The sequence below is a fragment of the Paraburkholderia fungorum genome, from assembly GCF_902833645.1.
GTDB lineage: Bacteria > Pseudomonadota > Gammaproteobacteria > Burkholderiales > Burkholderiaceae > Paraburkholderia > Paraburkholderia fungorum.
This window is the reverse complement of the sequence record NZ_CADFGE010000006.1, coordinates 351633-365586: the sequence shown is the minus strand read 5'-3', so window position 1 is coordinate 365586 and position 13954 is coordinate 351633. Positions and strand designations below refer to the sequence as shown.

Annotated in this window: 12 protein-coding genes, 1 pseudogene and 1 riboswitch; of the genes and pseudogenes, 7 read left to right on the top strand and 6 right to left on the bottom strand. The window is 60.9% G+C overall.

Annotated features, from left to right (window positions below):
• The first annotated feature begins 208 nt into the window (after positions 1-208).
• Positions 209-354: riboswitch (cobalamin riboswitch) on the top strand.
• Positions 355-389: 35 nt separating this feature from the next.
• From HWX91_RS20930 to HWX91_RS20915, 4 genes are all read left to right on the top strand, one after another.
• Positions 390-1445: a HoxN/HupN/NixA family nickel/cobalt transporter gene (locus HWX91_RS20930; protein WP_028198703.1), complete on the top strand. Its 1056-nt coding sequence runs from the start codon at positions 390-392 to the stop codon at positions 1443-1445.
• Positions 1446-1648: 203 nt separating this feature from the next.
• Positions 1649-2029 carry a DUF2946 domain-containing protein gene (locus tag HWX91_RS20925; RefSeq protein ID WP_025496217.1) on the top strand — a complete coding sequence of 127 codons (381 nt, stop codon included), beginning with the start codon at positions 1649-1651 and terminating at the stop codon, positions 2027-2029.
• Between the two features lie 103 nt (positions 2030-2132).
• Positions 2133-3062: a hypothetical protein gene (locus HWX91_RS20920; RefSeq protein WP_025496216.1), complete on the top strand. Its 930-nt coding sequence runs from the start codon at positions 2133-2135 to the stop codon at positions 3060-3062.
• Positions 3063-3440, top strand: coding sequence for a copper resistance CopC family protein (locus tag HWX91_RS20915; RefSeq protein WP_025496215.1), 378 nt, complete (start codon positions 3063-3065; stop codon positions 3438-3440).
• A 305-nt stretch (positions 3441-3745) separates the two neighbouring features.
• On the opposite strand, the gene katG is transcribed toward HWX91_RS20915, so the two are convergent.
• The 3 genes and pseudogenes from katG to HWX91_RS20900 form a co-directional block, all read right to left on the bottom strand.
• A complete protein-coding gene (gene katG, locus HWX91_RS20910; protein ID WP_028198702.1) occupies positions 3746-6007 on the bottom strand; it encodes a catalase/peroxidase HPI in 2262 nt (753 codons plus the stop codon).
• A gap of 293 nt (positions 6008-6300) precedes the next feature.
• Positions 6301-7179 carry a protein-L-isoaspartate O-methyltransferase family protein gene (locus tag HWX91_RS20905; RefSeq protein WP_042276135.1) on the bottom strand — a complete coding sequence of 293 codons (879 nt, stop codon included), beginning with the start codon at positions 7177-7179 and terminating at the stop codon, positions 6301-6303.
• 48 nt (positions 7180-7227) lie between these two features.
• Positions 7228-7410: pseudogene (locus tag HWX91_RS20900) on the bottom strand (hypothetical protein); the annotation flags it as partial.
• Positions 7411-7582: 172 nt separating this feature from the next.
• On the opposite strand from HWX91_RS20900, the gene HWX91_RS20895 reads away from it, so the two are divergent.
• The 3 genes from HWX91_RS20895 to HWX91_RS20885 all read left to right on the top strand — a co-directional run bounded on the left by HWX91_RS20895 (position 7583) and on the right by HWX91_RS20885 (position 10443).
• A complete protein-coding gene (locus HWX91_RS20895) occupies positions 7583-7804 on the top strand; it encodes a hypothetical protein (protein WP_030103306.1) in 222 nt (73 codons plus the stop codon).
• A gap of 424 nt (positions 7805-8228) precedes the next feature.
• The gene (locus tag HWX91_RS20890) at positions 8229-9395 is read left to right on the top strand and encodes a porin (RefSeq protein ID WP_025496210.1); all 1167 of its coding nucleotides are present in this window, start codon (positions 8229-8231) and stop codon (positions 9393-9395) included.
• Positions 9396-9945: 550 nt separating this feature from the next.
• Positions 9946-10443: an acyl-CoA thioesterase gene (locus HWX91_RS20885; RefSeq protein WP_025496208.1), complete on the top strand. Its 498-nt coding sequence runs from the start codon at positions 9946-9948 to the stop codon at positions 10441-10443.
• Positions 10444-10542: 99 nt separating this feature from the next.
• Here the strand turns inward: HWX91_RS20885 and HWX91_RS20880 are convergent, their stop codons facing one another.
• The 3 genes from HWX91_RS20880 to HWX91_RS20870 form a co-directional block, all read right to left on the bottom strand.
• The gene (locus tag HWX91_RS20880; RefSeq protein WP_030103308.1) at positions 10543-12015 is read right to left on the bottom strand and encodes a sensor histidine kinase; all 1473 of its coding nucleotides are present in this window, start codon (positions 12013-12015) and stop codon (positions 10543-10545) included.
• 72 nt (positions 12016-12087) lie between these two features.
• Positions 12088-13062, bottom strand: coding sequence for a response regulator (locus tag HWX91_RS20875; RefSeq protein WP_028198699.1), 975 nt, complete (start codon positions 13060-13062; stop codon positions 12088-12090).
• 269 nt (positions 13063-13331) lie between these two features.
• Positions 13332-13895 (bottom strand): TonB family protein, encoded by a 564-nt coding sequence (locus HWX91_RS20870; RefSeq protein ID WP_028198698.1) that lies wholly within the window; start codon positions 13893-13895, stop codon positions 13332-13334.
• Between the last annotated feature and the right edge of the window lie 59 nt (positions 13896-13954).

Genomic DNA, 13954 nt, shown 5'->3' with positions numbered 1-13954 from the left:
ACGCATGTTGCGCCAGACAGGTGCATGCCGGCAGCACATGGCCTCGTTTGCCGTGTCGGTTGAAATCCCCATGGCAACAGCGTTCTTCGCCTGACCGCATCAGAGGTGGCATGACTCTTGTGCATGTTTCTCAAACTCTCATACAAAAGCGGATGCCGGATGCACGAATATCGATTACGACGCAAACCATACTTGCCGCTCAACGCGCCCGCATTGTATAAGCGTCAGGCATCACCTTGTCAGGACGGAAAGTGAAGCCGGTGAGAATCCGGCACGGTCGCGCCGCTGTATCCGCTTGGGCAGTCTCACGATTGCTGAACCGGGAGTCAGACCTCTTGTCGACCTGCTTCTCCCTCAAATGGGACGCGCCAATCCCAAGGACCTAACCGATGATTTCTCAGTTTGCCAAAGTTTTCAGTGACTCGAGTACGGAGGTGCGAAGCAAGCTCTTCGGCATCTACAGCCTGTTAATCGCGCTCAACGTGCTGGCGTGGACCTGGGCCGTCGTGGCATTCCGCAACCATCCGCTGCTGCTCGGAACCGCGCTGCTGGCCTATGGTTTCGGATTGCGTCATGCCGTCGACGCCGATCACATCGCCGCAATCGACAATGTCACGCGCAAATTGATGCAGGAAAAGAAGCGGCCTGTGGCGGTGGGCTTCTTCTTTTCGCTTGGCCATTCAACGGTTGTCGTGCTCGCGTCCGTCGCCGTTGCGATTACGGCATCCGCCATGCAAACGCGTTTCGATCATTACAAGGAAATTGGCGGGGTCATCGGAACCCTGGTGTCGGCGCTGTTTCTGTTCGCGATCGCGCTCATGAATCTGATCATTCTCAAGTCGATCTATAGCGCGTGGCGTCACGTCAGAAACGGCGGCAAATATGTCGAAGACGATTTCGACATGCTGCTGGCGGATCGCGGCTTTCTGTCCCGGCTCTTTCGCCCGCTGTTCCGCCTGATTACGCGTAGCTGGCACATGTACCCGCTAGGCTTCCTGTTTGGCCTGGGATTCGATACGGCAACCGAAATCGGCTTGCTAGGGATCGCCGCAACGCAGGCCTCCAGGGGTCTCTCTCCATGGGCGATCATGGTGTTTCCCGTCCTCTTCAGCGCCGGCATGTCGCTGATCGATACGCTTGACGGACACCTGATGTTAGGCGCCTACGGCTGGGCCTACCTGAAACCGATCCGCAAAATCTACTACAACATGACCATCACGCTGGTGTCGGTCATCGTGGCCGTCGTGATTGGCGGTATCGAAGCGCTGGGGCTGATCGCCGACCAGTTGAAGCTGCAAGGTCCGGTGTGGGATGCCATCGGCACGCTCAATGAAAATTTCGGAACGCTCGGCTACATCATCATCGGCATCTTCGTTCTTAGCTGGATTGCGTCGGTCCTGATCTATCGGGCAAAGCGTTTCGACGAACTGGAAGTGAGCCGCTAACGGCACGCGTCAGTCCGCCCGGGGTTCGAGCGGACTGACGGCATCGAAAGCGTGACTTCGCACGCTCGTAAGCCGGTTGTAACCCTGCGCTGAAATTGGTAATAGCGCTACCTTGGACATGTGAAACCTTGTATCTTTGGCTGAGTAGCCGCGTGGCATAATCAGCGCCTCGCTCTTACCTGTATGCGTGCTCCGTTCTCAGCATGTTTCGCTCGCGCCTCCTGAAGATTGGCAACCTGCTCGGATTGCTTGCGATCCTGATGAGCACGCTTGCGCCAACGGTTTCGCAGGCACTCGCGGCACATAACCGGCTGGGCGAAGCACTCTCGAGCTACTGCACCGCGGAGCCGGACACCACGCCGCTCGCGCATGCCGGCAAGTCGTCGCACTCCTCAGCATTCCACTGGCAAGCGTGCGCCTACTGCGGCATGCTTGCTCATGCACCGGTATTGCCGGGCACGCCGGCGGTGTTTGCCGCCACGCAATTGGTCGTGCGTGCGCCGGTTGTCGCCACGCGCAATGCGCTCCACGTCCCCCTCTTCTACACCGCGGCCCAGCCGCGCGCGCCGCCTGTCTTTTCCTGAGTCGACCTGTACCTGAACAGAATCCGCGCTGTGCGAGCAGTCGTGGCGTGTCGCCGCACGCACGCGCTGCGCGGTATCAAGACAATTGGAGAAGGACTCAATCATGCGTAAGCTCTTCAAGCGGCACGCGGCGCCTGCGCGCGCCGCTCTGATGGCGGCCGCCGGCGCCGCCGCCTGCCTTGCCGGTTCGCCGGCTGCTTCGGCCCATTCGGTCGTCGGCGATCGGGTATTCCCCGCCACCTTGACGGTCGACGACCCAGGCGTCGGCGATGAATTCGACACCCAGTTCGGCCATATCAAGACGCAGGACGACAACGGTGACAACATGAACGTCAACACCGTCTCCTACGAGTGGGACAAGCTGATCACAAAGAATCTCGCGTTCAGCATTGGCAGCAACTACGTCACGCAGAACGCGCCGAACGGGGGCTCGGCCAAGGGCTGGGACAACCTCAGCGTGGGCGCGAAGTACATGATCTACGCCAATGCGCGTCACGAGTTCATGGCGTCGATAGGACTGCTCGCGGAAATCGGCGGCACCGGCGCAAAATCGATCGCCAACGCTTATTCCACGCTCACGCCAAGTTTTTATTTCGGCAAGGGCTTTGGCGACCTGCCTGCCTCACTTGGCTACCTGCGTCCCTTTGCCGTGACGGGGGAGATCGGGCCGAACCTGACGACTACCTCATCCGACAATGGTCCGAACTCGCTCGGCTGGGGTTTGACGTTGCAGTACAGCATTCCTTACCTGCAATCTCAGGTGAAGAACCTGGGCATCCCGCAACCGTTCAGCAACCTGGTGCTGGTCGTGGAAGCGCCGATGAGCACCTGCACGGCCGGCGCATGCGCCGGTCAAACCACCGGCACCGTCAACCCAGGCGTGCTCTGGCTCAACCGTTACGGACAGTTCGGCGTCGAAGCGCAAATTCCGGTCAATCGCCAGAGCGGCAATCACGTGGGCGTGCTATTCGATGCCCATCTGTATTTCGACGACATCTTCCCCAACTCTCTTGGCAAGCCGCTCTTCAATTAAATGAAAACCTCTCTTCTGAACTCATTCACAGCACGTGGCCTGGTTGCCGCGTTCGCGTTGACTGTCGCGCAACTGGCGCATGCTCACGCGTATCCGACCCATCAGGCGCCATCCGCCGGTTCCACGGTGACCACTGCCCAGAAGGACGTGACGATCGACTTCGACGACGGTCTGGAACCGGCATTCAGCTCGATTACCGTGACCGATGCAAAGGGCAAACCGGTGACGAGCGGCAAATCCGTGGTCGATTCGTCCAACAGGAAGCACATGTCGGTAGCGCTGAACGCACTGACGCCGGGCGATTATTCGGTCGCATGGGTGGCGGTCGCGGAAGATGGGCATCGTACCCAGGGGCACTACAGCTTCAAGGTGAAATAACGGTAGCCCCGCGGCTCGCACGATATCCAGAAGCTGCCCGGCCTTCTCTTCAGTCACGGCCAGAATGATCTGCACCGGCTGATCGTCGAGCCTGAGCATCAGCGCATTAGCCGACTTCGTTACCCAGCTTGGGGGCCGTTGTGTTCCCGGTTACGTATCAGCGTGGGAATTGCGCGCGAGTTCCGACGCAGCCGGGATCCCGGGCTATGACTGCGAGGCGGAAACTGCGGCACCAAACGGCAACAGGGAAACCCGGGTCCCGCCAGGCCAACAAGCCCGGCGGGACCCGCACCTGCTCAAAAGATTCAGGCGAGATCGAACCGGTCGAGGTTCATCACCTTGACCCAGGCCGCAACAAAGTCGCGGATAAATTTCTCCTGCCCATCGTCACTTGCATAGACTTCGCCCAGCGCCCGCAACTGGGCATGCGAGCCGAACACCAGATCGACACGGCTGCCGGTCCATTTCACTTCGCCGGTCTTGCGATCACGCCCTTCGAACGTCTCGTTGGCCGCTGAAACCGGCGTCCATTCCGTACCCATGTCGAGCAGGTTGCGGAAGAAGTCGTTGGTCAGTGTTTCCGGCTGCTTCGTGAACACGCCATGCTGGTTCTGCCCGGCATTCACATTCAGAACGCGCAGGCCGCCGATCAGCGCCGTCATCTCGGGTGCGGTCAAAGTCAGCAATTGCGCCTTGTCGATCAGCAAATCCTCAGCGGATACACCGAGCTTGCCTTTGAGATAGTTGCGGAAACCATCGGCGACCGGTTCGAGGAACCCGACCGATTCCACATCGGTCTGCTCTTGCGACGCATCCATGCGACCGGGCGCAAAAGGCACGCTCACCTTATGGCCTGCTTTCTCCGCCGCCTTCTCGATGCCGGCGTTGCCTGCCAGCACGATCAGGTCAGCCAGCGAAACTTTCTTGCCACCGGACTGCGCGCCGTTGAATTCGGCCTGGATGCCTTCCAGGGTCTTCAGCACGCTGCCCAGTTGCTCGGGCTGATTGACCGGCCAGTCTTTCTGCGGCGCGAGGCGAATGCGCGCGCCATTGGCGCCACCGCGCTTGTCGGAACCGCGGAAGGTGGAGGCCGACGCCCAGGCGGTCGTGACCAGTTGCGAGACGGATAGTCCGGAGGACAAGATCTTCTGCTTGAGCGAGGCGATATCCGCTTCATCGACCAACGGGTGATCGACCGCCGGAATCGGGTCTTGCCAGAGCAGTTCTTCAGCCGGCACTTCCGGGCCCAGGTAACGGGCGCGCGGCCCCATGTCACGGTGGGTCAGCTTGAACCACGCACGGGCGAACGCATCGGCAAGCTGATCGGGATTCTCGAGGAAGCGCCGCGAGATCTTCTCGTAAGCAGGGTCGAAGCGCAGCGAGAGATCCGTGGTGAGCATCGTAGGCCGCTGCTTCTTTGCGGGGTCGAACGCATGCGGAATCGTTTCGCCGCCGTCCTTGGCGACCCACTGATTGGCGCCCGCGGGGCTCTTCGTCAACTCCCATTCATGGCCGAACAGGTTCTGGAGGAATCCATTGCTCCACTGCGTCGGCGTGCTGGTCCAGGTGACTTCCAGGCCGCTCGTGATCGCGTCGGCTCCGCGACCGGTGCCGAAGCTGTTCTTCCAGCCCAATCCCTGATTTTCCAGGCCCGCAGCCTCCGGCTCCGGCCCCACGTTGCTGGCGGGACCCGCACCGTGCGTTTTGCCGAAAGTGTGGCCGCCGGCGATCAGCGCGACCGTTTCCTCGTCGTTCATCGCCATGCGCCCGAACGTTTCGCGAATGTCATGGGCCGCTGCAAGCGGATCGGGATTGCCGTCGGGGCCTTCCGGGTTCACATAGATCAAACCCATCTGAACCGCGGCCAGCGGGTTTTCCAGCACACGCCCATGCTCGTCGCGGCTGGTTTCGCTGCCGTGCAATTCTTCGTCGGCGACGATCACGCCTTCGTCGTCCTGCTTACCGGCTGCACCCTTGCCATAGCGGACGTCGCCGCCGAGCCAGGTTTTTTCGTTGCCCCAATAGACGTCGAGATCCGGCTCCCACGTGTCCTCACGGCCGCCGCCGAAGCCGAAAGTCTTGAAGCCCATGGTTTCCAGCGCCACGTTGCCGGTCAGGATCAGCAGGTCGGCCCAGGAAATTTTCTGCCCGTACTTCTGTTTGATCGGCCATAGCAGCCGGCGGGCCTTGTCGAGACTGACGTTGTCCGGCCAGCTATTGAGCGGCGCGAACCGCTGCTGGCCGCGCCCGGCGCCGCCGCGGCCGTCGCCCGTGCGGTACGTACCGGCGCTGTGCCATGCCATGCGGATAAAGAGCGGGCCGTAGTGACCGAAGTCGGCCGGCCACCAATCCTGCGAATTCGTCATCAGCGCGGCGAGGTCCTTCTTCACCGCGGCGAGATCGAGGCTCCTGAAAGCTTCGGCGTAGTTGAAGCTGTTGTCCAGCGGGTTGGACTTGCTGGAGTGCTGGCTGAGCAAATCGAGCCGCAGTTGCTTTGGCCACCAGTCACGATTCGTCGTGCCGCCACCGGCGGTATGGTTGAACGGGCACTTTGCTTCGTTTGACATGCGCTATCTCCTTGAGAGGACATACCCACTTGGTCTGCTACCGCATCCGGCTCCTGGGGTGCGCCGCCGAACCGCGTCGGCAGGCTGGCCGGAAGTCACATAGTGGGCGCTTTTTGTGTACCACTGTTGACTACCCGACGCGCATACGCTTCATCCGATAACGATGTCATCGCATGCATGGGGCGAGCTTGCCTCGCGTCGGCAAACGACTGCAACTTAAAATATACGTGCGACTGGGCGTCAATTGAATGCGATTCTCGCAATGCCGTTGATAGGTCTCGACTATAGCGCGATCAGCCGTAAGCGAGTGCCCAGCGTGCCCCGCGCAGCCAGCATCGCTCGTCCGGCAGGTCGCCGGTGCGGTACAGGCGTGTCACGCGACGCCAGCCACCCTTCTGAAAGGCGGCGTCGAGTCGGGCTTCCGACGCGTCATCGCGCCCTCCTTCGCACGGGTAAAGGGCGACGGCGGAGACCCACGCGGCGAGATATTCGTCGCCGGCGCGTTCGATTCGGAATACCACGCCGTAGTGGGACATGGCGGGGGACACGGCGGCGCCCCGGGAAGGCGGCCAGATATTCTCCGTCGTGAGGGGAAGAATCAGCCTGCCGCCGTCGTTTAAACGGTCGAGCCAGATGTCGGCGGGATGGGTCACGCCGGCGTTGACATAGATGACGTCGGCCGGATCAAAGGGCATCGAGAAGCCGTCGCCCTGAAGCACCTGAACGTTGCCGACATTCGACAGATTCGTAGCCGCGCGCGCGGCCAGACCGGCATCGAATTCGATGCCGGTGACCCGGCCTGCGGGACCGGCAAGGCAGGCCATGATGGCCGTGTAGTAACCGACACCCGCGCCGATATGGACAACATGGTCGCCGGCTCGAATCCCGGCGCTGGCGAGAAGCGGCACATGGTAGGACGGCATGCCGTTATTAAGGCCGCGCTCCGGGATGATGCCGATCAGGACATCGGCATAGACACGGGCGGGATCGTCGTCGGGCGTGGCAACGTAGCCGGCGGGACACAGGATGGGCCACGGTCCGGGGCCCAGATAGCGTTCGCGTTCGACAGCCGCGAACGCCTCCTCGATGCCCGGGTTGGCAATACCCGCCAATGCCATCAACCGCCGGGCATACGCGCGGCGGACCTTGGCAAGCTCCTGCTGACTATCCATTTACCGACCTGTGGGTGCGACATGGCGATTCACGCCACCCTTTTCAGGTTAGCCGAAAGTAAAGGCATACGCTCGCACGCCCGGATCCAGAAATTCGGTCGGGAACGTGTGATCGGCGACCTCGCCGGATTGCCGCAGGAGTGGGCAAAGACGCCGCCCGGCGACGGTGCCGGTGCCGGTGCCGGTGCCGTCGGCGGCGACGTCGGCGCCATGCGCGTTGCCAGGCGCCGCGCTCTGAGCGGGCCTCGAACGCCAGACTCGTGTCCGCGCCGCGCATTGATGTGTAAACCAGACTTTCTACAATGAATCTACCGGCACATGGGGCGCCAGATTGCCTGAAGAATCTCTCCCGCCGGTGATCGTTGGCTGGAGGCCGCGCGTTCGTCTCGCGCAAGGATTCCACATGAAATCTGAACACCTGGAAGCGCATGAAGAGCCGGAGGAAACGACGGCAAGCAAGGTGTGCGTCGCGCTTGCGGCCATCGGCACATTGATGGCGGTTTTCGGCATCGCCATTTGCGTATTCGGTCTCGTCGAGTTCAATCAGACGAAGGTTCTGATCGGCGTGTGCGTCATCGTGGTATCGACGATCGCCTACATTCTGATGCTGACGGGAGCCAGGTGAAAAGCAGCGTGCGCCCTGCTCCGGCAACTGACGTCGCGGGTTGCCCGCCGGTACCGGGTCCCCTGTATGTGTCATAAAGGCGACAACTTTCTTTTAAACTGCTTCTAAACTGTTTACGGATAGATGACGGCTCGATATATTCCGTCAAACACAACGGGATCGACGTTTCGCTTCACTCAAAGACGCCACACGCCGGATGGATTCGCCGATGCTCCGGCGCTTCCGTCACCTGCCGGTGACGACCTCGCGTAACGAGGTTTTTGCTGCGCGCCCGTTCGATCGCACCCTCCCGACATTGACCTCATTCCTGCGCGGCCTCGCGCGGCTTTGTCGTGGGCGCTCGGTCCGCATCGCTTGCCAACCTGGGTCCACGCCGTGCTCTCGGAAACACGCGGCATGGACACCTTAAAAGAAGAAGGAAAAAATGAAGAAGACTCTCCTCGCCACCGCTGTCCTCGGAAGCATCTCGCTTACCGCTCATGCACAAAGCAGCGTCACGCTGTATGGCCTGATCGATGCCGGTATCAGCTACGTGAACAACGCCCGCGCCGGCACGAGCCATGACAACCTCGTCAAATACGACGACGGCGTGGCATCGGGCAGCCGTTGGGGCCTGCGCGGCACCGAAGACCTCGGTGGCGGCCTGAAGGCACTGTTCGTGTTGGAAAACGGCTTTAACAGCGGCACGGGTGCTGCAGGCCAGGGCAATTCGATGTTCGGCCGCCAGGCGTTTGTCGGCCTGTCGCAGAACGGCGTCGGCTCGCTGACGTTCGGTCGCCAGTATTCGTTTTCGACGGATTATCTGGGCGGCAACTACTCCACCGGCGGCCAGACCGTCGCGGGTAACTACGCTTACCACATCAACGACGTCGACCAGCTGACCTCGAGCCGGATCAACAACGCGGTCAAGTTCAGCAGCGCGAACTTCTCGGGCTTCACGTTCGGCGCGTTGTACGGCTTCTCGAACCAGGCTGGCGCATTCGCAGGCGCACCGGCAACCGGCACGGCCGCGGCACCGGTCGCAGGTTCGTCGCGTGCATACAGCTTCGGCGCGAACTACGCGAACGGCCCGTTCGCCGCGGGCGCGGCGTACACGGACATCCGTTACCCGAGCCAGGCAACTACGACGCAATCCTCGACGTCGATGGCCAACGTCACGACGGGCACCATCCGCGATCTTCGCACGTTCGGCGTCGGCGGCCGTTACTCGATCGGCGCGGCGACGATGTGGGCGTTGTACACGAACACGCATTTCACGCCGATCACGGGCGGCTCGACCACCTTTGCCGCGTACGAAGCAGGCGCGAAGTACGCATTCACGCCGGCACTGACGGCGGGCGCGGGCTACACGTACATGCATCTGAGCGGCGCCCGGGCAGGTCACTGGAATCAGGCCGACTTGAGCGTCGACTACGCACTGAGCAAGCGCACGGACGTGTATGGACTGGGTATCTACCAGATCGCGTCGGGCCGCAACGGCACGCAGGATGTACAGGCGCAGATCGGCTCCAGCACGAGCTTCTTCGGCCCGTCCGGTCCGGGTGCGGACAACCAGCTGGCATTCCGCGTCGGCGTGCGTCACCGCTTCTGATGTCCATGCCTGAGCCGGTTTGAGCGGGTGTGAGCGGCAAGGATCCGCTCTCACCACCGTCCGGACATTGCATTGAAGCCCCGTCGATACCCTGAAGCGACCGCGCCGAACGGGTGTCGACGACAAACGGCTCCTGCCTCCCATCACGACGATGACTGAGCACCAAGGTCGAGCGCGGCCTTGCGGACAGCCGCGGCATGGCGCATGGGGCGTCGGTGGCAAGGCGTATTCCAACGTCGAACTGGGCGAGGCCATACAACGCGGCGCCAATTGATGCGCCGCTGACGCATTACGGAAAATGCGCCGGGCATAGCCACGATGCACGCATCGAGCTGGTTGCTCTGCCCGGTCAGCCCTGCTTTCCTGTCGCCGGCAACAGCGCGCCGCTCCGGTCAATAGACGAATCGCATACGACAGCCTTTTTCTCCGCGACATGTTTGCCAGCCAATAGCCACGCCACCCCTATCCCCAAGAGAATGGGATGTGCCTGCCATATAGGGAGGCATGCGTGGCTGCCGCAAGCAGCCATTCCTGCAAAAAGGAAAATCGTATGTTGATGCGTGACGCAATCCCTACCGCCCTGACACGCGGATCCGCTCTTCTTTCGCAAGACCCGATTAGCCCGTCCTCGCTCAAGACCTTCCACCATACGTTCGACATTTACCTGAAAGACTCGAACGCGTTCATGAATACGTATTTCTCACGCTACTTCGAGTGGCAAGGTGTGTGCCGCGAGCGGTGGTTTCATGAATGCATACACAACGATCTGCTGGGCTCGGACGGCATGTTCGTGACCAAACGCGCGCACCAGGAATACGTTCATGAAACGTTCCCCTTCCAGCGCGTGGATTGCTATCTGAACACGGTGCAGGTCAAGCAGTGCTCGGCCTATCTGCTGTTCCGCTTTTGCGTGGATGGCCGTGAGGTTTCGCAGGGCTATCAGCAGATCCTGTATGCCGGACGGGACCGCAAGATCAGGCGCTTCCCGCAGGGCATCGTCGAACGGGTCAAGGAGTATGAACTGCCATGGACGGCGTTAGCCGCCTGATCTCAACAACTAACTTTCGCCGTTTATTTTTTTCGCCGGGTTTGTCGTGGGAGTTCACCGCTATCTTTCACCGCCAACTTCCACGCCTGACCTTGACCACTAACCTCCAACGCTAGACTTCACCTTTTCTTTCACCTTTTGCCGCCGGCGCAAAGAACGCGCTGGCGGTTTGTTCAGTGCGCGGTCCGCCGGCGAGCCCGGTACCGGCAAGCGCACGGTGAACGTGGTGTGCGCACCGCGCGTCGAACTGCATTCGATACTGCCGCCCAGAAGCTCTGCAGCGCGGCGGCAGAATGCGAGCCCCATTCCCGCACCGCTTCCATGCCGCTTGGTGGAGAAGAAGGCGTCGAAGATATGGGGCAGCACGTCGGGCGCGATGCCCGGCCCCGTGTCGCGAAAGCGCAGCACGCAGAAACCATGCTCCTGAACCGCGCTGATCGCGATCTCGCCCTCGCCGCTCACGTGAATCGCGTGCAGCGCGTTTTTCAGCAGGTTGAACAGGACAAAAACCGCCAGCGTGTCCGAACCCGAAAAGCATAAGCTTGCGTCGATCGGCGCCACGCTGACGCGGGCACGTTCGTCGCCACGAAATGGATATCGCTCGAGCGCCGACGCCACACATTGCTTCATCGAATGAGGCGTAAAGCGCGTGCGGTCCAGACGATCCAGCGTGAACGAAGCGAGTGCCATTTCGACCATCGCGCTGGTGCCCGAGACCTCCCGCCTGATCGCCGTGGCGAGCTGGCTGACGCGTTCTGTCTGCCCGGAATGCTCCTCCTGATCGTCGTAGAGCCCGTGCGTGACCGCCAGCCGGTAGCCTTTGAAAACGTGCGACCACACGCTGGCGATCTCGTCGGCATGCATCGCGATCGTCGCCAGCGGCGTGGCGATTTCGTGCGCGATCGTCGCGGCGATCGCATAGGGATGAATCAGGTGATAGCGGACGATCGTGATCGCGAGAAGCCCCAGACTGAGGGCAACAAACAATACCCCCGGGGGATAGAACGGATAGCCGTAGTTGACCGCATAGTCGACTGCCGCAAATGAATAGACACAGAGGCTCGCCAAACAGAGATCGAGGCGCCGGCGCGCTTCGGCGCCGGCCTGCTTGCGGGCCGCGAGCAGAAGCTGTCCGCTGCGCCCGGCCAGCAATATGGTCTGCAGTACGTGCAAAGGATGCAGCGGCCCGGCGCTCGGGTAGTAGCCAAAGAAGTAGTGCCGGTAGCCGGAGACGACTTCATCGCCAGGCAGCAGCACAGTGAAGACGAGGCACAAACCGTAAGATGCGAGCAATATCGGCCGCTCGCGACGCCTTGCCGCCACCTCCGTCACGAAGTGATAGAAGGTGGTAGGCAGGAAGAGAATGAAGAGATAACCGACCCGAACCAGCACGCTTGCAATGTGAGGGTCCCGCGTCTGGAACAGCAGGGTCCAGGTCCCCTGCCATGCGAATGTCGTCGCGCACATCAAAAGAAACGGCGCCGACAGACGCGTCACCCCTTGAGTGATGAGTACGTAAAGGCCGAACACCACGAACAGCGCTGACACAAAGGCGGTCGGAATGGCGTACATGTGGCTCGATGTGTCGGGAAACGTTGGTCTGTTACGGCATTTTCAAAGCGGCTATGCGGTTTGGCTAATTCCTCATAGATGGGCCTGCAGATTGCGGCCACTACGCCATTGCGAAAATGTCAGCGTGTCCAGATCCAGGTCCGTGGAATCTATTCTGGTCCAGCAATAGAAAACGTCGTCCCAGCCAGGGATGTTTTGCGGCTTCACCGTCCTGAATGCCGCACCGGGACGAAACGCCAGATTCGGCCAGAAAACCGGCATCGACTCGCGAATCGCCATCTGCTTGAGCAGATCCGCCGGCCCGTTTTCGTCCGCCACGATCTCCGCCTGCCCGATCCAGTCGTTCTCTGCCCATGCGAGGAAAACGCTCGGGTTGCCCGCACGGTCGAACATCAGGATCGCGTTCTGTTCCGGACGCCAGTAATACTCGACGATACCTTCGGCGGCGACCACCGCGTCGATCACTTGCCTCGTTCGCGGATCGCAATAGGTCATGCCGTTATCGCCCAAGCCCAGCCAACCCGACTCCGAACAATGCCTGCTTCTGGCGTCTTTTAGAAAATGGACCAGCCTGTTGGCTGAATCGGCATCTGTTTTTCTCAGATAAAGATCCACAATGCCGGCATTGAAAGCCTTTACTGCAACGGTTTCGTCAGCGACACCGGTCAGGAGCACTTTCGCGCAACGCAAATTGGATATTGACGAAAGGAATTCGACTCCGCTCAGTCCGGGCATATCGTAATCGACCACCACCGCGGCCACCTCTGAAAACCGCGCATCCCGGGTCAGCACGTCCCGCTCCGCCGAGCTTTCGACAAACCGCTCGAGGCCGGTCTCGGTCAGACCGGCTGAAGCCGGCGCAAACGCCAGCGAATTCTCGCGGGCGTGTTTGCGGATGAAAGCGAGCGCGGTTTGAGGCCGCGTGAAAAACAGATTGGTGGAAATATCCGGAAAGAATCGGCGCAACGCGTCGAGGTAGCTGTCGCTGTCGTCCACGAAAACGACGGATGCCGGATAGAAAACGGGGGGTCGAATAAAATTGTTCATGTCTTTTACGTGGAATATATGGCGTGCCTCGCACCGGCTTACAAGCCGGTTTCTCTCACACTGGCTCCCGGGCCGATTCCGCAGGACCATATAGTACCGGGGTCTTTGCATTAACGTGCAAACTTGCGGGGGCTTTCCGTCATAGTATGCGAATGGAATAGTTTGAATTTAATCGGGCTGAGCCGATTATTCTGCCGCCGTCGCGCAGAAAATGAAGATGTCAGATTCAGGGATTGACTTCACCCCGCCCTTCGCGACGCGCAGCGGCGCTATCGGCACGCGGTGACGCCGTCTACCGTGGTGCAATGACGTATCGACCAATGGCTTTCGCCCGTGAGTCCCGTGCTGCCGCCGATGCCGGGCGGGCGCGGTTGAGGCCTGAAATGAAGGTCGATTCTCGAAAAAGTATGCGTGGCCGGCGCCGCGGGTAACGGCGCGACAGCCGCGATCGCGCGTTGTACCGCCGCGTCCCACGCCGGATTGCCGCTGGAGTGCATCGGCGCAATTGAATCGATCGAACCGTCCGCGTTGACGCGAATAGAAATAATCGCTTCCGGGTTGTCCGCAACGTTGCGTGAATCGACGACCAGATTGCTGGCCAATGCGCAACCCACATAGCCGCGCCATTGCAATCCGGTCAACTGATCGAGCGCCGGTGTCGGCGCGCCGCTCTGCGTCACGCGTGCGAGGCAGCGGCTGGCCACGTCGGTCGCCGATGGCAGCGGCGGACCCTTCTCATTTTGCAGATCCGTTGACGTACACGCCGCCAATAGACACAGCGGACCCAGCACGGATGAAGCAAGAGCAAGCAGCCAGCGATTGTTGTTATTCATCTGCGGTTCCACTTGTCGGCCATTCAGGGTGCGTGGTTCGCAATTGGCGCGCACCGCGC

Excerpts from the sequence above, each read along its gene's own strand:
- HWX91_RS20930 (WP_028198703.1), top strand. The coding sequence starts at position 390 with ATGATTTCTCAGTTTGCCAAAGTTTTCAGTGACTCGAGTACGGAGGTG.
- HWX91_RS20925 (WP_025496217.1), top strand. The coding sequence starts at position 1,649 with ATGTTTCGCTCGCGCCTCCTGAAGATTGGCAACCTGCTCGGATTGCTT.
- HWX91_RS20920 (WP_025496216.1), top strand. The coding sequence starts at position 2,133 with ATGCGTAAGCTCTTCAAGCGGCACGCGGCGCCTGCGCGCGCCGCTCTG.
- HWX91_RS20915 (WP_025496215.1), top strand. The coding sequence starts at position 3,063 with ATGAAAACCTCTCTTCTGAACTCATTCACAGCACGTGGCCTGGTTGCC.
- katG (WP_028198702.1), bottom strand. The coding sequence starts at position 6,007 with ATGTCAAACGAAGCAAAGTGCCCGTTCAACCATACCGCCGGTGGCGGC.
- HWX91_RS20905 (WP_042276135.1), bottom strand. The coding sequence starts at position 7,179 with ATGGATAGTCAGCAGGAGCTTGCCAAGGTCCGCCGCGCGTATGCCCGG.
- HWX91_RS20895 (WP_030103306.1), top strand. The coding sequence starts at position 7,583 with ATGAAATCTGAACACCTGGAAGCGCATGAAGAGCCGGAGGAAACGACG.
- HWX91_RS20890 (WP_025496210.1), top strand. The coding sequence starts at position 8,229 with ATGAAGAAGACTCTCCTCGCCACCGCTGTCCTCGGAAGCATCTCGCTT.
- HWX91_RS20885 (WP_025496208.1), top strand. The coding sequence starts at position 9,946 with ATGTTGATGCGTGACGCAATCCCTACCGCCCTGACACGCGGATCCGCT.
- HWX91_RS20880 (WP_030103308.1), bottom strand. The coding sequence starts at position 12,015 with ATGTACGCCATTCCGACCGCCTTTGTGTCAGCGCTGTTCGTGGTGTTC.
- HWX91_RS20875 (WP_028198699.1), bottom strand. The coding sequence starts at position 13,062 with ATGAACAATTTTATTCGACCCCCCGTTTTCTATCCGGCATCCGTCGTT.
- HWX91_RS20870 (WP_028198698.1), bottom strand. The coding sequence starts at position 13,895 with ATGAATAACAACAATCGCTGGCTGCTTGCTCTTGCTTCATCCGTGCTG.